Source organism: Pedobacter sp. GQ55, from assembly GCF_059758925.1.
This window is the reverse complement of sequence record NZ_JCAXEI010000018.1, coordinates 17,933-38,864: the sequence shown is the minus strand read 5'-3', so window position 1 is coordinate 38,864 and position 20,932 is coordinate 17,933. Positions and strand designations below refer to the sequence as shown.

General features: G+C 36.7%; 19 protein-coding genes. 13 read left to right on the top strand and 6 right to left on the bottom strand.

What is annotated here, in order from left to right; translation table 11 throughout:
• Window positions 1-11 precede the first annotated feature (11 nt).
• Window positions 12-188: a hypothetical protein gene (locus tag AC6CH7_RS25725; RefSeq protein WP_498265428.1), complete on the bottom strand. Its 177-nt coding sequence runs from the start codon at window positions 186-188 to the stop codon at window positions 12-14.
• Between the two features lie 133 nt (window positions 189-321).
• On the opposite strand from AC6CH7_RS25725, the gene AC6CH7_RS25720 reads away from it, so the two are divergent.
• Both AC6CH7_RS25720 and AC6CH7_RS25715 read left to right on the top strand, forming a co-directional pair.
• Window positions 322-1,347 carry an AlbA family DNA-binding domain-containing protein gene (locus tag AC6CH7_RS25720; RefSeq protein WP_498265427.1) on the top strand — a complete coding sequence of 342 codons (1,026 nt, stop codon included), beginning with the start codon at window positions 322-324 and terminating at the stop codon, window positions 1,345-1,347.
• 2 nt (window positions 1,348-1,349) lie between these two features.
• A complete protein-coding gene (locus AC6CH7_RS25715) occupies window positions 1,350-2,087 on the top strand; it encodes a hypothetical protein (RefSeq protein ID WP_498265426.1) in 738 nt (245 codons plus the stop codon).
• A 42-nt stretch (window positions 2,088-2,129) separates the two neighbouring features.
• On the opposite strand, the gene AC6CH7_RS25710 is transcribed toward AC6CH7_RS25715, so the two are convergent.
• Window positions 2,130-2,909: a phospholipase D-like domain-containing protein gene (locus AC6CH7_RS25710; RefSeq protein ID WP_498265425.1), complete on the bottom strand. Its 780-nt coding sequence runs from the start codon at window positions 2,907-2,909 to the stop codon at window positions 2,130-2,132.
• 131 nt (window positions 2,910-3,040) lie between these two features.
• On the opposite strand from AC6CH7_RS25710, the gene AC6CH7_RS25705 reads away from it, so the two are divergent.
• The 4 genes from AC6CH7_RS25705 to mobC all read left to right on the top strand — a co-directional run bounded on the left by AC6CH7_RS25705 (window position 3,041) and on the right by mobC (window position 7,259).
• The gene (locus tag AC6CH7_RS25705) at window positions 3,041-3,247 is read left to right on the top strand and encodes a hypothetical protein (RefSeq protein WP_498265424.1); all 207 of its coding nucleotides are present in this window, start codon (window positions 3,041-3,043) and stop codon (window positions 3,245-3,247) included.
• A gap of 207 nt (window positions 3,248-3,454) precedes the next feature.
• Entirely contained in the window at window positions 3,455-3,892 is a 438-nt protein-coding gene (locus AC6CH7_RS25700; protein WP_498265423.1) for a plasmid mobilization protein, read from the top strand.
• Entirely contained in the window at window positions 3,847-5,139 is a 1,293-nt protein-coding gene (locus tag AC6CH7_RS25695; RefSeq protein ID WP_498265422.1) for a relaxase/mobilization nuclease domain-containing protein, read from the top strand. The genes AC6CH7_RS25700 and AC6CH7_RS25695 overlap by 46 nt, the downstream gene beginning before the upstream one ends.
• 8 nt (window positions 5,140-5,147) lie before the next feature.
• Complete coding sequence (mobC, locus tag AC6CH7_RS25690) at window positions 5,148-7,259, top strand: conjugal transfer protein MobC (protein ID WP_498265421.1); 2,112 nt, start codon at window positions 5,148-5,150, stop codon at window positions 7,257-7,259.
• Here the strand turns inward: mobC and AC6CH7_RS25685 are convergent.
• Window positions 7,195-7,746, bottom strand: coding sequence for a restriction endonuclease (locus tag AC6CH7_RS25685; RefSeq protein ID WP_498265420.1), 552 nt, complete (start codon window positions 7,744-7,746; stop codon window positions 7,195-7,197). The two genes, mobC and AC6CH7_RS25685, sit on opposite strands and share 65 nt — an antisense overlap.
• A gap of 107 nt (window positions 7,747-7,853) precedes the next feature.
• On the opposite strand from AC6CH7_RS25685, the gene AC6CH7_RS25680 reads away from it, so the two are divergent.
• The 3 genes from AC6CH7_RS25680 to AC6CH7_RS25670 all read left to right on the top strand — a co-directional run bounded on the left by AC6CH7_RS25680 (window position 7,854) and on the right by AC6CH7_RS25670 (window position 11,434).
• Window positions 7,854-8,042, top strand: coding sequence for a hypothetical protein (locus tag AC6CH7_RS25680; RefSeq protein ID WP_498265419.1), 189 nt, complete (start codon window positions 7,854-7,856; stop codon window positions 8,040-8,042).
• A gap of 397 nt (window positions 8,043-8,439) precedes the next feature.
• Window positions 8,440-10,680 (top strand): S41 family peptidase, encoded by a 2,241-nt coding sequence (locus tag AC6CH7_RS25675; RefSeq protein ID WP_498265418.1) that lies wholly within the window; start codon window positions 8,440-8,442, stop codon window positions 10,678-10,680.
• A gap of 316 nt (window positions 10,681-10,996) precedes the next feature.
• Window positions 10,997-11,434 (top strand): adenylyltransferase/cytidyltransferase family protein, encoded by a 438-nt coding sequence (locus tag AC6CH7_RS25670; RefSeq protein ID WP_498265417.1) that lies wholly within the window; start codon window positions 10,997-10,999, stop codon window positions 11,432-11,434.
• 37 nt (window positions 11,435-11,471) lie between these two features.
• Here AC6CH7_RS25670 and AC6CH7_RS25665 read toward each other — a convergent pair whose 3' ends face one another.
• Window positions 11,472-12,167, bottom strand: a complete 696-nt coding sequence (locus tag AC6CH7_RS25665) for a LicD family protein (protein ID WP_498265416.1) — start codon at window positions 12,165-12,167, stop codon at window positions 11,472-11,474.
• 316 nt (window positions 12,168-12,483) lie between these two features.
• Between AC6CH7_RS25665 and AC6CH7_RS25660 the strand changes: the two genes are divergently transcribed.
• Both AC6CH7_RS25660 and AC6CH7_RS25655 read left to right on the top strand, forming a co-directional pair.
• Window positions 12,484-14,691: a peptidase domain-containing ABC transporter gene (locus tag AC6CH7_RS25660; RefSeq protein WP_498265415.1), complete on the top strand. Its 2,208-nt coding sequence runs from the start codon at window positions 12,484-12,486 to the stop codon at window positions 14,689-14,691.
• On the top strand, window positions 14,692-16,005 hold the full coding sequence (locus AC6CH7_RS25655) for a beta-barrel domain-containing protein (protein WP_498265414.1): 1,314 nt from the start codon (window positions 14,692-14,694) through the stop codon (window positions 16,003-16,005).
• Window positions 16,006-16,233: 228 nt separating this feature from the next.
• Here AC6CH7_RS25655 and AC6CH7_RS25650 read toward each other — a convergent pair whose 3' ends face one another.
• Entirely contained in the window at window positions 16,234-18,543 is a 2,310-nt protein-coding gene (locus AC6CH7_RS25650) for a S41 family peptidase (protein ID WP_498265413.1), read from the bottom strand.
• Window positions 18,544-18,854: 311 nt separating this feature from the next.
• Between AC6CH7_RS25650 and AC6CH7_RS25645 the strand changes: the two genes are divergently transcribed.
• On the top strand, window positions 18,855-19,145 hold the full coding sequence (locus tag AC6CH7_RS25645; protein ID WP_498265412.1) for a class I lanthipeptide: 291 nt from the start codon (window positions 18,855-18,857) through the stop codon (window positions 19,143-19,145).
• 377 nt (window positions 19,146-19,522) lie between these two features.
• Entirely contained in the window at window positions 19,523-19,801 is a 279-nt protein-coding gene (locus AC6CH7_RS25640) for a class I lanthipeptide (RefSeq protein ID WP_498265411.1), read from the top strand.
• A 119-nt stretch (window positions 19,802-19,920) separates the two neighbouring features.
• Here AC6CH7_RS25640 and AC6CH7_RS25635 read toward each other — a convergent pair whose 3' ends face one another.
• Entirely contained in the window at window positions 19,921-20,922 is a 1,002-nt protein-coding gene (locus AC6CH7_RS25635) for an MsnO8 family LLM class oxidoreductase (RefSeq protein WP_498265410.1), read from the bottom strand.
• Between the last annotated feature and the right edge of the window lie 10 nt (window positions 20,923-20,932).

Sequence of the window (20,932 nt, the reverse complement as noted above, 5' to 3'; positions counted from 1 at the left end):
TTTAAACTAAATTATTTAGGTTTATAATTCTTAAAAACCTGATCCATAGTTAATTTAGCTAAATTCCTTAGGAAAAACAAGACCTTTTCAGCCTTTTCCAGGGTGATTTGCTTATTGTATTTCTTATATATACGAACAACATCATCGGGTGTAAATGGTCTTCTTTTTTCAGGATGATTTTCATTCATAGGCATCTTTTTTAAGCTCTAAAAATCATCAGTTATTGTTTTGAAATGCAGGGAGTTTTTAAGGAAGTACCTGAATTCTGTTTCATACAATTAACAGTATCTTTATACAAAACCTTCTAAACCAAATACTATTATGATTAATTTCTCTCATTCGACTTTCGGTAAAAATTTAACGGATTTAACATACCAGGATATTACAGATTATTTCGTGAATGAACACGGTGAAAGCAATAATATTGAATTCAAGGCATTTTCTGCTACTTACGGAAATTTCAATAATAACATAAAGGGCATCATCAGGGCAGTTTGTGGATTGTTAAATTCTGATGGCGGGATTGTCGTTTGGGGCGCTCCTCTGGGAGTAGAAGATCCGATAACAAAGGAAAAAAAATTTCAAGGCAGCTTAGCGCCAGTTCCCGACTATAAGGAAAAGGACTGGATGATAAATAAAATTTCTGATAGTATCTCTCCGCTACCCGTTGGAATAAGAGTTGAAGTACTTCAATCAACTCCACAGGAAAATCTATATATAATTGAAGTACAACCAAGTCCCTATAAACCACATCAATTTGAAAACATATATTTAGTAAGATTGGATGGACAAACTAAGCCTGCACCTCATTATTTTATTGAAGCTTTGTTCAGGAGAATATCCTACCCTAATATCGAAGGGTATTTAAAAATTGAACAAGCCGGCTTATTGCAAAATCCTTCGAGGTATTTTATAGATATATCTATTTGCTTATTTAATTTTTCGCAGCTACAAAATGAAGAAAACGTTATTTGCAGATTGATGACTGTGCCAGGTCATTTTCAAATTTTAGAAGGAGCAAATGATCCACACAACTATGTCCACAAAGTAGATTTGCTCCATTTTGCGTTAGCTAGTATACATACCGTCAGAATAATTCTTGATCCTAATGAATTAAATAATAACAGGTTCAATATGCATTTGCTTTTGACCTACGCAGGGAAATATTCTCCAGCAAAAGCATCGGATTACACCATAAATTTAAGAAATGTAAACCTCTCTAACCCTAAAGATGTCCAAAACTTAATAATTGACAAGAATGAAAATGAGCTTTTCGCTGATAAACAGGAAGTTCTAGGAACAACAAGGGAGTCAACCATTCAAAGTATCTTAGGAAGGGATCTATAACTATGGCTGGTAAAATCGGTATTTGTAAACTCTGCCTATTGGAGAAGAAGTTAATCAAATCACATGTAATTCCCGAATGTTTTCAAAATGCCTTAAAGGATGAGACTAATAAGATGGCAGTCATCCATCTTAATCAAAATAACCAAGTGCAGACCGTTGAGGACACAATGTTCGACAAAGGCATCTTATGTTTTGAGTGTGATAACTCCTTTTCAGCAAGCGAGAAATACACGTATAGATTTCTGGAGGAAGTTAGAACGGGGGTATTAAGCCCATCAAGGCAAACTACCACGGCCAGGGGTGATATAGATCTCTATTTTAAAGTAGATACGTTACAAATTAAAAACTGTCTATTGTCAATGTTGTGGCGAATGAGTATTGCTAGTCATAGTTTTTTTGATGCCGTAGACTTAGGCGTAAACGAAAATTTGCTTAAAGAGCACTTAAATACCAATAAATTATCAAATTTAACGCTTTTTCCTTTTGCTATATTTTCTTTAAAGCACCTAGACGATTGGAGAATAAGGGGGCTTTGTCCTATCGGACAGAAGTTTGATTATAAAGGTATAGACACTTATGTTTTGCATATACCTGGGTATTTGCTATTTTACTACGCAGGCCAAGATATACCCATAGATTATGGGCTTTCTGCCATTAAAAATGAAGAACTGCTTGTAGTTGGTATTGAGCATGGAACATATTTAAAAATGTATCTAGAAAAGTTATACTCCTCCTTGTGAAAGAACACCACAGTCTAAACTTATTTAATGATTGAGTTACATCTACGAAATAAGCCGTTTAAATTCTAATGAATATTTTGTTGCTGATTTGGGGTCATGTTGAACTGTAATATTTTCATCGTTCCTTGTCTCCGCATTTGTGGACCAATTATACGATCCTGTAACGACTACTTGGTTATCAACTACACAAAATTTGTTATGCATTAACCCTTTTCTGGTGCCCCTGATCTTAGAATGCGGCAATTTAGACACGTCAACCCCATGTTTCTTATTTATTCCGTCATCAAAAATGGCGACATGTACATCCACACCTGCTTTTAATTTTTCTATTAATTTATCATATAGTACCTCGTTCGTAAACCAAGCAATTGCTACAAGGATAGATACCTGCGCTGAGTCTAAAACTGTTAAAATTTCGTTTTGTATATTTTGAAAATGCGCGCTATTAATCACAGTAGATTGATTGACTATTACACCACCTTGAATAGAATGCACACCATCTACCTCGACTATCTGATAATTCTCTTTGTTTAATATTAAATTTATTTGAGAAATGACGTCTTTAGATTCTTTCAGGTCATTAATAACCTCATTAAGTAGAGCTCTTAATTCCGGTTTTCCAGACATCTCCTCTAATCGGTGTTCAATATACTGAGTTTTCGACGGACGATGCCCAGTTGCCTTTCCGATGTCTGGCAAACCCGTGCTATAGTCGTATTTGTCAAGAGCTCCGTAATTGTTAAATAGACTTACCAGTTCCTTACCTGTTCTTGGACGTAAAAATGGAGTTAATTTCTCTATTGAGTTTGCCGTTAATTTCATACATCAAATATATTGCAATTGTATCATTTAGAACAATGCCTTTCAAGTAAATAAATTAACAACTCCCCATTTCACTCCCCATAAACCCCTTTCTTCCCTTCCCACCTTTGGCGCAAATAAAACATTGAGCCATGAACACTAACACAACAGAATTAAAAGGCCGGGAGTTTAACGGCAAGCCTTATCCAAAGATCAAAAGGATCGTCACTGCCCCACGCAAAAAAATCCGCTCCAAACTCAGGGGATTTCTGCCTCTGAACCTGGAAAAATTCATTGAAACGCTACCCATCAACCAGCCCATTTCAAAGCGGAGTTCCGGCCTGAACCCAGGAATCTAATTCACTCATTGTATCACATTTTAAATCAGCAAGTCCTGATGTGGCCAGGGTATGCCGCCTGTTTTTTTGGCGGAGTGAAATGTACGTTTGTGATACAAACGGATTTCAACCCTTGCCTCGGAACTCGGCTAAGACATGGGAAAAATCCTCGGAACTCGGTTTTTCTGAACTGTAAAACATCGGATTTAGCGCAACAAATAGCAAAAGATGAGTGGCAAAAACACCAGGAAAAATGATTCCAGACGAACGGAGTGGATACACATCAGACTGACACCTGCGGAAGCAAGCAGGATCAATGAGCAGTTCAGGAAAACAGCGTATAAGGACCTGAGCAATTATGTCCGAAAGGTATTACTGGGTAAACCTGTTACTGTTGTCATCCGCAACCAGTCTTTTGATCAGTTCATACAGGAAATGATCCTGCTGAAAAATGAACTGAGTGCCATTGGCAGTAACCTGAACCAGATCGCCAAGAAGATCAACAGCTATGCGACAACACCAAGTCTGAAGCTAATGATGGAAGGCTACAGACTAGTAAAGGAAAGCGTGGATACAAAGACCAGAGACATCAAAATCAAGTTGAACCAGTTTTCAGACTCATGGTTGCAAGGATCATCAGCGGACGAAGTATCCGGGGAGCAATAAATTACAATGAACAAAAAGTGGCACAAGGAAAGGCTATTTTTCTTAATGCTGAAAATTACCTCAAAGAAAGTCTTCTGTTAAATCCTACAGAAAAACTCCAGGTGTTGCAGCATAGGGCCAGACTGAATGAGCGGGTAAAGACCAATTGCGTACACATCTCTCTGAATTTTGAAACCAACGAGAAGATCTCCGCCGAAAAAATGCAGGAAATTGCCAGGGATTACCTCGATGGGATCGGTTTTAAAAACCAGCCCTGCCTGATTTATAAACATGAGGATGCTGCTCATCCGCATTGTCATATTGTTACCACCAATATTGAAGCAGATGGAAACCGCATTAGTTTACATAACCTTGGCCGTGACCTGTCCGAAAAGGCCCGGCAGGAAATTGAATCGAAATACGGGCTGATCCAGGCAGCAGGCCGAGGCAAAGATGAGGACATACCGGTAATAGATACTGCGGTACTCCAAAAGGCGAACTATGGTAAGGATGAAACCAAAAAGGCCATTACCCAGATTGTAAATGCTGTAGTACAAAAATACAACTACAGCAGTCTGGCAGAACTGAATGCGGTATTGGGCAGGTTCAATATCCTTGCAGATCGTGGGCATGAAAAGTCGGCCATGTTTAACCAGCAGGGATTATTATACCGAATCATTGATGAAGATGGAAATAAACTGGGCGTACCCATTAAAGCAAGCCGGATTGCAGGCAAATATACCCTGGACAAGTTAGAACAACGTTTTGCCAGAAACAAGGGCAAGCGGAAGATTTTATCCGCTTCATTAAGACACCGCATAGATCGGGTGTTAAAGACCAATCCAACAAAGGAGGGTTTTGAAAACCAGCTGAAAGCTCAAAAGATCGAAGTATTGTATCGTACCAATAAAGACGGACAAACCTACGGGATCACTTTTATTGACCATGCAGGAAAAGCTGTTTTCAATGGCAGTGAATTGGGTAAAAACTATGGTGCAAAGACGTTATTGCAAAGTTTCGCTGAATCCCTCAAACTTAAAGGAACTGCATTATCAAAGACAAAGCTTGCTGGTTCTGGCACCGGACAGCACAAGCAGCGGCAAAGTCTAAAACAACAGCTGGAAACTTACCTGCAACCATCGGTACCAACCAATTATCTAGAAATCCTGCTTGGAAAAACAGATCAGGATCATGCGCCAACGATTCCGCGCAAACGCAACAAGCGTAAGAAACGCCAACAGCAAACCCTGCAAGAAATCACCCTATAAATTATAATATGATGAACACAGGAGAAAATACCGAGGGATTACGGAAGATCCTCGATTTTACCAGGCTGATCAGTCTGTTTATTTTAAGCATACATTTTTACATGGTATGTTATAAGGCTTTTGAGCTTTGGGGATGGACGGCAGTTCTCACAGACCGTATGGTCATCAACATCGCAGAAACCGGCCTGTTTACAGGCATACTCAAACCGAAACTGGCAGGGCTGCTATTTTTATGCATCTCCCTGTTGGGTACAAAAGGCAAAAAGGACGAAACAGTTCAAAAAAATAGCATAGTCGCCTACCTGTTAAATGGCCTACTGGTGTACCTACTCAGTCCTTTGGTGTTCTACCTGCAATGGAGCATACCCCTCATAGCTGGCTTGTATATCGGCTTATCTTGTATAGGCTATTTGTTGATCCTTACTGGCGGTACCCGCCTGACAAGGCTAATTAAGAATAACCTGTCTACTGATGTGTTCAATTCGGACAATGAGACCTTTCCGCAGGAAGAGCGATTACTGGAAAACGAATATTCCTTTAACCTGCCGACCAAATATAAGCTTAAGGGAAAGGTTCGGGACGGATGGATCAATGTTGTGAATCCCTTCAGGAGTGTGCTCGTAGCGGGCAGCGGAGGTGCAGGTAAGACGTATTTTGTCATCCGGCATATCCTGGATCAGCAACTCAAAAAGGGCTTTTGTTTATTCTTATACGACTTCAAGTACGACGATTTAACAAAAATGGCTTATAACAAACTGCTGAAGTACCAGCAGAGTTATCAGGTAAAGCCAAAATTTTACGTCATCAACTTTGAAGACCTGAACCGCACGCATCGCTGTAACCCCCTTGATCCTTCCGGTATGGAAGACATTACCGATGCGACAGAAGCCAGCCGTACCATTATGATGGGGCTGAATCGTGACTGGTTGAAAAAACAAGGTGACTTTTTTGTGGAATCTCCGATCAATTTCCTGACGGCGGTGATCTGGTTTTTAAGACGGTATGAAGATGGGAAGTATTGTACCCTGCCGCATGTCATAGAACTGATGCAGGCGGATTATGATCCTTTATTTGCGGTATTGCAAACGCAGGAAGAAATCAAGGTGTTAATCAATCCTTTTATTTCGGCCTTGCAGAACAATGCCCAGGCTCAGCTGGAGGGACAGATTGCATCGGCTAAGATTGGTCTGGCCAGATTGGCTTCACCGCAGCTGTATTTTGTACTGACAGGAAATGACTTTACTTTGGACATTAATAACCCTAATGCGCCCAAGGTTGTCTGTATGGGCAACAACCCACAGAAGATTGACACTTACGGAGCGGTGCTTTCCCTGTATGTGAACCGGATGTTAAAGCTGATTAACAAGAAGGGGAAACAGAAGTGCAGCCTCATTTTTGACGAGTACCCTACTTTAGTGGCCAATTTAATTACCACGATCAGCACAGGCAGAAGCAATTTGATTTCCTGTACCATTGGCATCCAGAGTATAGAACAGGTGAAGAAAGAATATGGTGCGGAACAGGCAGAAATTATTGCGGGAATTTGTGCGAACATCATCAGCGGGCAGGTTTCCGGGGATAGTGCGAAGAAGCTGTCTGAAACTTTTGGCAAGATCATGCAGGACAGGCAGAGCATGAGTATCAACAGCTCAGATACTTCCATTTCTAAATCCATGCAAATGGATTTTGCTGTTCCTGCATCAAAGATTGCGACCCTTTCATCCGGTGAATTTGTGGGTATTGTAGCAGATAGCCCGAATGAGAAAATCCCTCAGAAAATGTTTCATGGGGAGATTCAAAATGACCATGAGGCGATTGCTCGTGAGGAAGCTACATATAAGCCCCTACCGATTATTCAGGTGGTCACGAAAGGGGATGTGAAAGAAAACTACCTGAAGGTAAAAAAAGATATACAGCGTCTCATGGAGGTGGAATTGCAAAAGATCAAGGAGCGTCAGCCGAAGAAAAAGAAAAAACGCAAGAACCGGGATACGGTTGCCAAAGCTGGGAAGGATGAAATATGCACCGCAAAAAGGTCTGTCGATATGAGCTTAACTAAATCACCATCTCAATTTCCCGGAAATCCAGTTTTACTTTGTCCTGGGTATGGTTGTGGCTAAGGAAATATTCAAGCATGGGGTAAACTATTTTTTTTGTGGAAGTTAGGTTCAGATTGAAATTCTTAGGTATCCGTTTTGAAAAATTATCATTCAGATTATTAACCACGAGCATGAAAGTGATTTTCTGATCAAATTTTTTATGCTGGTCAAGTAAAAACTTAGAGGCCTTATTCAGTATCCATTCGATCTGGTCTTTGGTGATTTTTTTAAGCTGGTATTTGCATTGAATAAACAGTACATCGCCGTCTTTTTTGGCAATTAAGTCAACGCCCCGATCCGTAAACCCTAAGTCCAATCCCCGGTAACTGACTTTATATCCTTCAGCTTCGAGTACCTGTCCGACGTATTTTTCATATACCTGTCCCCAATCTGATCGGCCAACGTCCAGGTAGTGAATAAAGATGCCTTCCTTATGGTCTATTTCAATACGGTTCTCTATTGTATTGAGATGAAGTCTACCCTGTTTAAGCTGCCTGGCAATTCCCATAGTCAAATTGATTCCTCTAAAATTATCTCTTTTGATTGATCTGTGAAAATAAAAGGTTAATCCAATGATTTATTTTAGCTATCTTGCTGTGAGTTAAACAGAACCATATGTATGTTTTGCTAGAAGTTCTTTTTGCCCTTTTCCAGGGGCTGAAGATTTGGGCCGGACCTGAAAATGAGCAGCCGACGAATAACAAGTATGTTGGCGTAGCTGTAGTTGTTCTAGTGCTCATATTAGTAGCAATGCTCATTTACATTAACAATCCTGCACCGCCGCCTGCACAAGAGCTGGGATAATCTATCTCATCTTACCCGGTGAAAAACCAAAAGGGAATAACTGGAGACTGTCAAATAATTCAATTAGAAGAGCTGTCTGTGAAATGCGTAGACTGGTTAAAATCGTATGGGCATAGTGTATACCAACAAAAGTTTCAGTGGTCTGTGGTGAAGAAGTGAAAGCAAACATGAAGCAAAAAGCGGATCCTTAAAACTAAATATGGCTAACCAAACAGTTCTAATATTAATTTAAGCAAACCGCAAATCTTCGGTGTCACCTTGTATAAACATAGAAAGTGACACCAACAAATTAAGTGGCCCTAAGAGCCACATTATTTTTGTTCACCAATCAGTTAAAAACTCAGCCGTTTTAATATGGAATTAATTTTCTTATTTTTAGCTACCAAATATAACCTTTATGAAAAATTGCCTTATATTGTTATTTCTGTTTACATTGTCTGCTAAAGCGCAGATAAAATTAAACTTAGAGGCGGAAGTAATAAATCCAATAACAAAGATACCTGCAGGCTGGCAATTTGCGTTTAACAAAGAGCAAAATGAATCTTATTTATTTAAACTAGATTCTTTAACTAAAACAACAGGCGCACACTCTATTTGTATAGAGAATATAGGAGGAAAAGCAAAATTTGCAGCCATCAACTTTCCTATCAAGCGAAGCTACAAAGGAAATACAATAAAACTAAGTGGTTCAATCAAAATACAAAATGTAAATTCAGGATTTGCAGGGCTATGGCTTCGCTTAGATGGAGAAAATAAAACTTTAGGTTTTGAGAACATGGGCAATCAAGGTCTAAATGGGACTAAAGATTGGAAAGAATTTTTTATCCAACTACCTTATAATGGTGAAAAGGTAAAAAACATTTCAGTTGGTGGTATATTAGCTGGGGATGGGAAAGCATGGTTTGATAACTTACAACTTTATATTAACGATAAACCAGTTGAATCACTCCCATCAACTCCTATAATCTATAGTAAAAATTATACGGATACAGAATTTAATAACGGCTCCAATATCAATAATCTAATTGTCACAAAACAGACTTTAACGAGTATTAACTTATTTGGGCAATTTTGGTGTTTTCTTAAGTACCATCATTCTTCAGTGATAAAGGGTGATTATAACTGGGACGCTGAATTATTTAGAATGTTACCTGATGTGTTAAAAGCAAAAAATAATGTTGAACTCAGTAAAGCACTAGAATCTTTCTTGGATAAACTTCCTACCCCAACTGGAGTAGCTAAGGATAAAACAATCAATAATGATTCAGAAGTCATTATTAAACCTGACTATGGCCAACTATTCAATAAAAGAAAATTATCAAGTTCTCTCATATCTAAGTTAAAGCAAATACTAGAAACCCTCAATAAAGAGGATCAATATTATGTTTCTTTCGATCTAGAAAATGGTAATCCGATATTCGAAAATGAAAAAAAATATCAGAATATGCCTTATCCCGATCTCGGCTATAGATTATTGTGTTTGTATAGGTACTGGGGAATAGTAAATTATTTCTATCCTTATAAAGATCTTATTGGAGAAGACTGGAATAAGATAATAACAAAGTATTGCTCAGAATTTATTAATGCTAAAAATGAGAAGGAATATACTATAGCAGTTTTAAAACTTATTGCAAATGTACACGATACACATGCAAATATATGGGGAGACAACAAATCCTTAGACGAAATTAAAGGTAAATACACCGTCCCCTTTAATGCTAAATTTATAGAAAATAAGCTTGTAATTTGTGATTACTTTCTAGACACCTTGAATATTAAGAATAAATTTAAAAAAGGTGATATAATTCAATCTATAAACGGGTACTCAGTTCGTTATTTGACGAAAAAATTCCTAAAAATCACCCCAGCATCTAACTTTGAAACGCAACTAAGGGATTTACCTTGGAATTATTTATTAAGATCAAATGATAATTCGTTTGTATTTAAAATTAAAAGGAATAACAAACTTATATACCAATCCATCCCCAGCGTCGGCATTGAAACTCTCCATAATTATGAGCCATTCAAAGACAAAAAGTCATTTAGTCTTTTAAATGAAGAAATAGGATATGTCTATGCTGGAAAATTTAAAAATAGTGACTTATCTGAAATAAAAAAAAAATTTATTGGAACCAAAGGAATGATAATAGATATGAGATGTTATCCAAATGAATTTATGCCATACACATTTGGTAATTATATTAAATCCGGCTCAAAAGCATTCGTAAGATTTAGTCTGCCTGTAAAAAATCAACCGGGTACCTTTTTTCTTTCTCAGCCTAAAAATAATGGAAGTGCAAATAATGAAGATTATAAAGGAAGGGTAATTGTCCTCGTTAATTCAGAAACCCAGAGTCAAGCTGAATTTACGACCATGGCTTTTCAGGGGTATTCTAACGTAAAAGTTATTGGCAGTACCACTGCAGGAGCAGATGGAGATGTCTCTTATATTAGTCTTCCAGGTGGAATTTCTACAATGATCTCAGGATTAGGGGTTTTCTATCCAGATAAAACACGTACTCAAAGAATTGGGATTCGAATCGATAAAAGAATAAAACCGACAATTAACGGTATTATTAACGGTGAAGATGAATTATTAGAAAAGGCAAAACAAATGATAAATTCTAAAGTCTTCTAAGATAAACGAAGAAAGGCTATCTTTTTGGGCTTCCGTTAAATACCATAATAAATGTCACACTAATTCAAACTATAAGTTAATCTATTGGTTTATAGAAATCTCTTGGTAGAACTCAAGTCCTTCAGCTGATTTCCAAATTTGAAGCAGGAGTTTAGCGTAGGTATTTTCTAATCAGCATCTCATCCCAGTAAATGATCTGTCTGAAAGAAATTATTAAAACATATATATTAAGATTTTAATGAGGCGTATGTATAAAAAAGTTTATCTTCCATCAAAATAACCGGATGTTATTTTCGATATCTGGGAGCACATAAGTATGATTATATTAAAACAAATAAATGTATATGTAGATGGGGTATTTGATTTGTTCCACGAAGGACACATTAATTTCCTGAAAGAAGCCTCATCATATGGCCCCTTAATTGTTGGCATACATGATGATGAATTTGTTATGAGTTACAAAAGACGTCCAATAATGCCAGAAAAAAGCCGCTATGCAGTGGTTAAATCTTGTAAGTATGTTAATAAAACCATAGAAGCTGTCGGAATTCTGACTGAAAATATTCTTGATACATACAACATCGGTCTTGTCGTTCACGGAGATGATTTTGATATAGAACAATTGGAAAAATACTATAAAGTAGCTATTGACAAGAACATCTTTAAGCAAGTTAAATATACCGAAGGAATATCATCTACACAGATAATAGAAAACATTAAAGAAAGAATATATAGCCAAGAACACATAATATGAATATCATCAGTTCTACCTCCGATATTCTGAACCCGATCTAAGATATAGGCTTCCAATTTAATATTTCTTTGTGCACGCACGGAGTAAAAACTTCAACATATTCAGGTATTTGATTAATTTCATTGGGCAATTGCCAGTAATCGCCGTAGTTTCTGCGTAAATATTTGTCATAGCCAATAGGGACCGGGCAAACCATATCCTCGAAGTCGTGATCAATAGTATACTCAATCTCCTCCTTATTTAAATATACCTTGCTCCCTGACAATAGTCTCTCAAAAGAGTTCGTTATACAGTTCTCCAATTTACTGTCCAAGTCATAAACAAAAATGTCAATTTGAATGCCATTATGCCATTTTATTGTTGGGTTCTCATTCGAGAACTTTTGGTAGTTACTATATTTGTCTCTCAATTTCCCTTCAACTACAGGAGAGTAGTAGAAAACATCAGTGTCTTTAGTCTGCAAGAAGATATCATTCGGCAAGCTCTGTTCTGCAATTTTTATAAATCGCTCGAAATCAGATCTCATCATACCAACATCAACCTCATTGTCCCAAGGAATAAACCCTTTATGACGAATAGCACCCAAAAGGGTACCGTATTCCAGCCAATAGTCAATTTTATGAATAGAACAAATTACATCGAGTACCTTCAACATTCGAAGCAATACTGAATGCACATTACCGATATTGTCTTTTGCAAGATCTCTATTATCGATGGGGAAATTATAGGTCATATTTTGTTTAGGTTATTAAAATTTACTTAAGATAAAACACTTTATTTCTCTTAAACGTTATATGAAATCATTCCATAATTGGATTTAGTAATTTATGAAAAAAATAAATACCATTATAATAAAAATATTTGTCATTTATAAATCTTTGAATTGATTTTTTAATGCTATTATTACCTGACTCCATTCATATTGGAGACCTTATGAACTCTGATCATTTATAAGGGATTCTATTCCTTATAATTATTTAAATTTGGTATTTTGCATAATGAAACAAAATTTTCCACAAGGGATAGAACTGTCAAGAAAGTAAAATTAAGTGAATAAAAAATTCCCTCACTACGAACAACTGGATCAGATGGACTGCGGTCCTACCTGTCTACGGATTATCTCTAAATACTATGGTAGGAACTACAGTTTACAACGTCTCCGCGAAGTGTCTGGAATTAACCGCCAAGGAGTCTCCTTATTGGGTATTAGCGAAGCAGCTGAAAAAATAGGCTTTCGCACCACTGGAGTAAGATTAAGTCTTGAGAGATTGGTTGAATTAGAACTCCCTTGCATCTTGCATTGGCAACAAAAACATTTTGTGGTTTTATATAAAATAACGACAAAATTTTCTTCACATAAAAGAGTTTATCACATTTCAGACCCCGCGAAAGGTCTGATTCAATACGCCGAATCTGAATTTTTAAAGTATTGGATCAGCACTCAAAATAATGGTTCGTTAGAAGGGATTGCACTAGCAATTTCACCCTCTCCAGAATTCTACGCTCAAGGTGGGGACTCCTCCAAAGGGCTAGATCTGAGCTATATGCTCAGCTATTTACTTCAATATAAAAAACTGATTGGGCAACTCTTTGTCGGTCTCGGTGTCAGTAGTTTATTACAACTCATTCTTCCATTCCTAACTCAGTCCGTTGTTGATGTTGGAATAAACACTCGTAATCTAAGCTTTGTTTACGTTGTACTAATCGCCCAAGTTATGCTATTTATTGGGCGCATAAGTGTAGACTTTATTCGTTCATGGATTTTACTCCATATTACCACCAGAATCAACATTTCTATACTTACCGACTTTCTTATTAAGCTTATGAAGTTACCGATGAGCTTTTATGAGACAAAGATGACTGGCGATATTATGCAACGCATGAGCGACCAGGGTCGGATCCAAAATTTTCTCACTGGCCCATCATTAAATACTATTTTCTCTTTGTTTAACCTTGTGGTGTTTGCCTTTATTTTAGCTTACTATGATATCAATATTTTCATCATATTTCTAGCAAGTAGCATCCTATATAGTCTTTGGGTCATTTTCTTTCTAAGAAAGCGTCGTGAGTTAGATTTCAAACGATTTGATATTTCATCAGAAAACCAAAGCAACATTGTGCAGCTGATTAGTGGTATGCAGGAAATCAAACTCAATAATTGTGAGCAACAGAAGCGTTGGGAATGGGAAAGGATTCAGGCCGGTTTGTTTAAATTTAATATGAAAAGTCTTGCGTTAGGGCAATACCAACAGTTTGGAACTTTTTTTATCAATGAAGGAAAGAATATACTGATTACCTTTATGGTAGCTAAATCAGTGATCGACGGGCAACTAACATTGGGAAGCATGATGGCAATCCAGTATATTGTAGGACAACTGAATAGTCCGATAGAACAACTCCTAGGATTCCTTCAATCTTTTCAGGATGCTAAAATAAGTTTAGAACGACTAAATGAAATTCATGAGATGAAAGACGAAGAGCCCGCAGAAAGCACATTTTTGACTTCACTTCCACTAAACAAAAGTATATGTTTGCAAAACATTAGTTTTACCTATCCAGGCGCGGGTAACGAACCGATACTGGACAACATAAACATAATCATTCCTGAAGGCAAGACTACAGCCATAGTGGGAATGAGCGGCAGTGGCAAAACCACAATCTTAAAGCTTTTGTTGCGTTTTTACGAGCCACAAAGGGGTGACATTAAAGTGGGAAATGCGTATCTATCACAGATTGGCTATCGATATTGGAGGGGCAAATGTGGCATTGTAATGCAGGATGGCTTTATCTTTTCAGACACAATTGCTCGAAACATAGCTGTAGGGGATGAATATCCTGATATGTCGAAACTCCTCCATGCAATTAAGGTGGCGAATATTAGCGATTTTATTGAAGAACTACCCTTAGGTCTAAATACAAAGATCGGTGCAACTGGAAATGGAATTAGTCAAGGGCAACGGCAGCGAATGTTGATTGCCAGAGCTGTATATAAAGATCCCGATTACATTTTATTTGATGAAGCGACTAATGCACTAGATGCTAATAATGAAAAAGTAATTATGGAAAATCTTGAAACTTTTTTTAAAGGTCGCACAGTTGTGGTGGTTGCTCATCGCTTAAGCACAGTAAAAAATGCTGACAATATCATTGTTCTAGACAAGGGGATTATCATCGAGCAAGGAACACATCAACAGCTAGTGAACTCCAGTGGAAAATATTATCAACTTGTGAAAAATCAACTTGAACTGGGGGTATAGATGGAATTGAATACTGAGTCCAAAAAAAGAGCTGACATCCGAGTAAATGGACTGGAAGTAAACAGCGAAGAAGTACAGGAGATCATTACTGCGGTTCCGTCCTGGATATTGAGGAGGGGGATTTTACTAATTTTCGGAATCCTGTTAGCTATCATACTTGCCTCAGCATTTATACAGTATCCTGATGTAGTCAAAACCAGTCTGAAGGTAAATTCCTTAAATGCACCCAAAGCTGTATTAGTAAAACAGACAGGCAAGATCGTAGCCCTTTTGGCAAAGGAGGGGGCCATTGTCCAGCAAAATCAGCCGCTGGCTTTTATGGAAAGTACCGCGAATCACAGCGATGTGCTGAAACTACATGAAGAACTGGTATTGAAGAGCGGGGGATTAGACAGTAACGGGACACTTGGAAATCTGAAACTGAAACATCTGAATCTTGGCGAGCTTCAGAGTGCTTATCAGAACTTTTACCAACAATATTTGCAATATATTTCAGCTCAGAACGGCGGCTATTATTTAACCAGAAAACAATACCTACAACAAGATTTGAAGGAAATCGAAAAATTAAAGGATCAGATCATTAGCCAGCAGAAGATTCAAGAACAGGAATATGCCAATGTAGAACATGAGTTTGAAGCCTATAAAAAACTCTATCAGAAGGGGGTTGTCTCTACAAGTGAGTACAAGCAGCAGGAAAACAAATTTCTTGCTGGCAAATATCCTATGCAGCAAAGCATTACTGCGCTGCTGAACAATAACACCAGCTATGCTGCCAAACAAAAAGAAATCCTGGAATTGGAGCATACTATACAGGAAGAGCGGTCTAAGTTTGTACAATCTTTAAGCAATATGATCACCGAAACCAACAGTTGGATCAGTCAATATGTTTTAAGAGCACCTGTAGCCGGAAAGGTGAGCTATGCTGGAATTGTTCAGGAAAATCAAACAGTGAACGGGGGCCAGGAACTCTTCATGATCAATCCCGCAAATACCGACTTTTTTGGGGAGGTATACATACCACAATATAATATGGGTAAGGTAAGGATCGGCCAAAGAACTTTAGTCAAAATGCGAAGCTTTCCTTTTGAGCAATATGGTGTAATTAGAGGTAAAGTAAAGTATATATCAGAAGTGGCTTTTAGAGACAGTGTATTTATAGCAAAGATTGGCTTCGATTATTTTGAGAATAAAGACTCTGAACACAAAGTTATACTAAAGAATGGGATGCAAGCCGATGCCGAAATTGTCACAGAAGAAAGCTCCTTACTCCAAAGGTTTTTAAGAAATGTTACAAAGATGATGAACAGCAATTAGTCTTTAAGATTACTAAATCCTTTTCGACAACTAGATAGTTGCATCATCATCACCTAACAAGCAGTTAACATAGAAGAACACACATGGATCGCGGAGGTTAAAGATTGACTTCAACTGCGAGAATCCCCTAGAGATGCAAAATATACCGTAGTCACTAATATCGAATCTGAAGATTTCTCATGATCCATACAATAAAAACTACGAGACAACTCAAAACGATTTAACGCGTTAGTTGTTTATTATTCTTTTTGCCTCGTCCAATAATTCATCTCTATTTTGCTTCATTCCAAGGATGGTCGGCTTTTTTACTAGGTTAATTTTAACTCCCCTTCTTTGTGTCTCAGTTGAATCGGGGTAATAGATTCCTCTGCTCGTAATTCTTGTATTTATCGACCCTGGCAATGCGATATTTGAGACTTCTCCGTCAGCCCCAGCAGTTTGACTTCCTAAGACAATAACTCCTTGTTTGGAACTAAATGCCATTGTTGTGAATTCTGCTTGGCTTTGTGTTATCGAGTTTACAATTATAACAACTTTACCATTATAATTTCTGTCCTCCCCTGTTTTTCTCAAGAACGTACCATTTGAAAGCACTTCTTTACTAAACATTATTGCCCCCGGAAGAGCTAAATTTGACAGAGTAAATTTTGCGAATTCTGATTTATATTCCTTTATCCAATCGCCATAGATATAAGGCATAAAAACAGAGGGATAACACCTCATATCGATAATCAAACCTTTAGTTTTTTTAAACAAACTCTTAATAAGATAAAGATCATTATCTTTCAATCTAGCTGGATAAATATATCCTATATTTTCTCCAATCAATTTAAATCCAGGAGCTATCTTAGTTTGACCGTCATTGATGCTCTTATTCACCACAGACAAAGGTAGAGTTTCGATATTTAATAATCTAGATTCATTATTTCTCTCAATCTGTAGATTATAAGTTATCTTATTTGTTCGCAATAAGAAGCCAGATGTTGTAGGCAAATCTCTTAATTGTGTTTCATAATTTGAAGCAGGAGTTACCGAAAGATATTTTTCAACCAAATCTTTAACAAGTACCCCATCAATTTTCTCAATGATATCACCTGGCATAATCTTCTGACCTTTAAAAGAATCTAGATAACTTTTTGTGACAAACAACTTTCCTTCAATAAATGTCGCCTCGTAGGGCACCATCCTCATTCCCTTTATTGAATCTATAATATTATTATTAAATATATTGGCATGTGTGTCATTAATTGAGGCTATCAATTTTAAGCAAACAAGTGCATATTGTTCCTTATTTTTTGCTGAAATAAACTCTGGGATGAACTTTTCTAGTATGGTGTTCCAGTCTGTTCCAATTAAATGTCTATAAGGATAGAAGTATTGAACTTTACTCCAATAGCCAAATAGAGATAGCAACCTTAATCCAGCATCAGGATATATTGAACTTTTATATTTAAGCTCGTGAGTAAAAATGGGAGTTTCTGTATCATTTTTAAATTTCACATAGTAATGATCTCCTGGTTCAACATAATTATCTTTTATACATGAGAGAATCTTAATTAATGAATTCGGCAAGTTATTTTTCAAGAAAATATAGCCATAGTCAGGATGAAGTTTGATACGGTCTTTTTCCAACTTCTTATGGCCATCTTGAAGTTGAGGAACCATTCCAAAGGATTTTACCCAGCTTTCCAAAATAGAATAAAATTCCTCGTCTTTAGGTGTTGAAATTAATTTAGGGAGAATCCGAAATAATTCAGCATCTAATTGATAATTTCCCTTAGCAATTTCAGGATGGTAGTATTTTAAGAATCCCCAAATCATTCCAAGATTCGTCATTCTCTTAATCGAATTGCTATCTACGCTGATTCTGTTTATGTATGATCCGTTATGGTAGGTAGTATCTAAATCCGCTTTATATTTTACAAGTTTTTCCTTTATCGGTTTTCCGTCGATCGACAATTTTATATTATCGAGCCAAATTCTACCCTTTCCATAGAGATACGCGCCAAGATAAACTTTATCAGCAAGTGCATTATAAGGTATTTCAATACTGTATTCACTCCAATTTTTTTTACCTTTGATAGGCTTTTGATATATGATATCCAAGACTTTCCCCTCTTCATCTTCTGTGAAAATATAAAGCCCTGCTCCATTAATAACATCCTCAGATTTAAGGTAGCCTGTAAGTTTTAGTTTACTTCCGCTTAAAGGATTTGTAACTCTTAGCTTACAGCCGCCCCCGAAGGTTACTTTTTCATTGGAATAGTCAATTCTCAGTGCATATTTACCTTGTTGCTTGATATTTGAGTCTAAAGTAACCTGATACAGATCACTATTTATATCCAAGTTTAAATCCCAATCTCTAATTCCATCTTTGATCCTTTTTTGCTCAAAATCTAAATTATAATAGTTTTGCTTCTTACAGGAAGATATTGAAATTAAAATCACAATAATTACTGAGTAAAATTTCGAATAATTAATGAACTGTCTTATTTTTCTGTTCTCTTCATCTATTCTTCTTTTTTTGTTCCTTTGCATATCAAGGGATTATCCAATTACTTTTATTTAAATGTAAAATTACATGCCGTATTTAATGTTCATCCTTTGATTGACACCCACTTACTAACTATACAGACACGCTTAAAGCTTTATTTTCCTACATTCACCTTATCTCATCTGGGATAATTCGAATGTAACAAAGTTTTCAGGATTTCCCTTAAATATACTTAATATTCAGTTAAATCGATATATTTCGATCTGATTATAATAATTTCTTTCATACTGATTAATTATTTTTCATAAAAATAATGACGGGAATATTATTATATCAGATATAAATTAATATTCTTATGAAAAAGATTATATTAAACACTTCCTCCCTTAAATTAAAGAAGGAAGAAGTTACCAATCTTTCTGGCGAACAGATGAAGCAAGTTAACGGAGGTGACACTGGACCATGTACAAGTGGTCCGTGTGGTGGATCTCCGATACCCTCTTATGCTCCTGGATGCGATTTCACCACATTACACAAACTTGCCCTCCTGGCAGCCCAAGTCCGACAGAACCATGGGCAATGTGTTTATACTCGTAGCCAATGTGTGACACAGGCAAGTAATACGGCAGGATTTTGGCAAATTTAGGAATGCAGAGTAATAGGGCAAAGAAAATGGCAACAACTGCAGAGCTCTATGGGTAAGTAACATTCTTTTCTAAGACCCCAAAAATTTTATTTGAATGTAAAATTACACGCTGTATTTAATGTTTTACTCCTTGATTGACATCGACTTAGTGTCGAGGCGGACTGCTTAAAAGCCCTATTCACTTAACCTCATTCGGGATAATTCGAATGTAACAAAGATTTTAGGATTACTTTAAACATACTTAATATTCAGTTAAATCGATATAATTCGATTTGTTTCTAATAAATCTTTTTTGGCTTGATTAAATATTTTTTCAAAAAAAAATAATGACGGAAATATTATTATATTAGATATCAATTAAATAAATTAATAATCTTATGAAAAAAATTAAATTAAACACTTCCTCCCTTAAATTAAAGAAGGAAGAAATTGCCAATCTTTCTGACGAACAGATGAAGCAAGTTTACGGTGGTGACACTGGACCATGTACAAGTGGTCCGTGTGGTGGATCTCCGACGCCCTCTTATGCTCCTGCATGCGATTTCACACACATTACACAAACTTGCCCTCCCGGCAGCCCAGCAGGTCCTTCAGATCCATGGGCAATGTGTTTATACTCGTTTCCAATATGCTGTGGAATTACATCTGGCAACTAACATATAGAGGACAATTTATTAAATTAAAGAGGGTCATTGTAAAATGACCCTCTTTAATAATAGCTTATTTTTGTATTTCTAAACATTTATAAATTAATAGAATACCCTATAGCTGTTATTCAAAAGAGTGTTTTTGCCAAGAGGTCATACGCTCTTAACCGTTTGTTATGATCATAAATAAAATCTTGGAACATAATTTCATCGATTTTTAAGCCCTCTGTTTTATGGTCAATCAATTCTTTTAACTGAATTGCGGTTCCCACAGTTATTACCGGACTATTATTTTCAAATGAAAATTCCGTTTCGAGTTTGGGTAGAAACCCCAATTCCGCAATCGCATCTTCGGGTGACGAGATCCTTAAGAAAGTCCCATTACGTAGTTTTTGCTTCATTAACTCAAGTGGCGCAATCAATTGGCGTACTTCTCTCTCCGTTTCAGCAGTTACGATTCTAAGACTAAGTATAGAATATGGAGTTGAGGCATAGTCAATGTGGTTTATTTTGAAATTATTATGATACTCTTTCATTGCTTGAACCATAATTTTAGGAGAAAAGAAATCTGCAAAAACATATGGCAAACCATACTTGGCGGCTAAAGTTGCGCTATTTGAGCTCGAGCCCAGCAAAAAGAGATTTGGTCTAGAAATAAATTTGGGGAAGGTGACTGTTGAATATTTATGGCCGTTAGGGAAACTATTAAATACCCAAGACAATAGCTCCTGCAATTTCTCCTCATAGTCAAATCTGTCTTCAAATGAAGAATATCTAAGAGCCTCATCTATTAAAGGACCACTATTAGACCGACCTATTCCTAAATCAATCCTTCCAGGAAACAGTTCACTTAGTAAAGTGAAATTTTCTGCAACTTTGAATGGACTATGATAATTAAGTAAGATTCCGCCTGATCCAATATTAATCTTTGCCGTTTTTGAGGCAATTAAAGGAATTAAACACTCTGGCGAACAACTTATCATAGCTGGATTAAAATGATGTTCGGCATACCATAACTTGCTGTACCCCAAATTTTCTGCATGTATCGCGAAATCTATACAGTTTTTAAGCGCCAGCTCTCTCGAACCAGAGGGGGGGACTAAAACGAGATCATTAATTGACCATTTCATAAATGTTATG

What these genes read in the sequence shown, in the direction of transcription:
- AC6CH7_RS25725 (WP_498265428.1), bottom strand. Translation starts at nt 188, where the DNA reads ATGAATGAAAATCATCCTGAAAAAAGAAGACCATTTACACCCGATGAT.
- AC6CH7_RS25720 (WP_498265427.1), top strand. Translation starts at nt 322, where the DNA reads ATGATTAATTTCTCTCATTCGACTTTCGGTAAAAATTTAACGGATTTA.
- AC6CH7_RS25715 (WP_498265426.1), top strand. Translation starts at nt 1,350, where the DNA reads ATGGCTGGTAAAATCGGTATTTGTAAACTCTGCCTATTGGAGAAGAAG.
- AC6CH7_RS25710 (WP_498265425.1), bottom strand. Translation starts at nt 2,909, where the DNA reads ATGAAATTAACGGCAAACTCAATAGAGAAATTAACTCCATTTTTACGT.
- AC6CH7_RS25705 (WP_498265424.1), top strand. Translation starts at nt 3,041, where the DNA reads ATGAACACTAACACAACAGAATTAAAAGGCCGGGAGTTTAACGGCAAG.
- AC6CH7_RS25700 (WP_498265423.1), top strand. Translation starts at nt 3,455, where the DNA reads ATGAGTGGCAAAAACACCAGGAAAAATGATTCCAGACGAACGGAGTGG.
- AC6CH7_RS25695 (WP_498265422.1), top strand. Translation starts at nt 3,847, where the DNA reads ATGGTTGCAAGGATCATCAGCGGACGAAGTATCCGGGGAGCAATAAAT.
- mobC (WP_498265421.1), top strand. Translation starts at nt 5,148, where the DNA reads ATGATGAACACAGGAGAAAATACCGAGGGATTACGGAAGATCCTCGAT.
- AC6CH7_RS25685 (WP_498265420.1), bottom strand. Translation starts at nt 7,746, where the DNA reads ATGGGAATTGCCAGGCAGCTTAAACAGGGTAGACTTCATCTCAATACA.
- AC6CH7_RS25680 (WP_498265419.1), top strand. Translation starts at nt 7,854, where the DNA reads ATGTATGTTTTGCTAGAAGTTCTTTTTGCCCTTTTCCAGGGGCTGAAG.
- AC6CH7_RS25675 (WP_498265418.1), top strand. Translation starts at nt 8,440, where the DNA reads ATGAAAAATTGCCTTATATTGTTATTTCTGTTTACATTGTCTGCTAAA.
- AC6CH7_RS25670 (WP_498265417.1), top strand. Translation starts at nt 10,997, where the DNA reads ATGATTATATTAAAACAAATAAATGTATATGTAGATGGGGTATTTGAT.
- AC6CH7_RS25665 (WP_498265416.1), bottom strand. Translation starts at nt 12,167, where the DNA reads ATGACCTATAATTTCCCCATCGATAATAGAGATCTTGCAAAAGACAAT.
- AC6CH7_RS25655 (WP_498265414.1), top strand. Translation starts at nt 14,692, where the DNA reads ATGGAATTGAATACTGAGTCCAAAAAAAGAGCTGACATCCGAGTAAAT.
- AC6CH7_RS25650 (WP_498265413.1), bottom strand. Translation starts at nt 18,543, where the DNA reads ATGCAAAGGAACAAAAAAAGAAGAATAGATGAAGAGAACAGAAAAATA.
- AC6CH7_RS25645 (WP_498265412.1), top strand. Translation starts at nt 18,855, where the DNA reads ATGAAAAAGATTATATTAAACACTTCCTCCCTTAAATTAAAGAAGGAA.
- AC6CH7_RS25640 (WP_498265411.1), top strand. Translation starts at nt 19,523, where the DNA reads ATGAAAAAAATTAAATTAAACACTTCCTCCCTTAAATTAAAGAAGGAA.
- AC6CH7_RS25635 (WP_498265410.1), bottom strand. Translation starts at nt 20,922, where the DNA reads ATGAAATGGTCAATTAATGATCTCGTTTTAGTCCCCCCCTCTGGTTCG.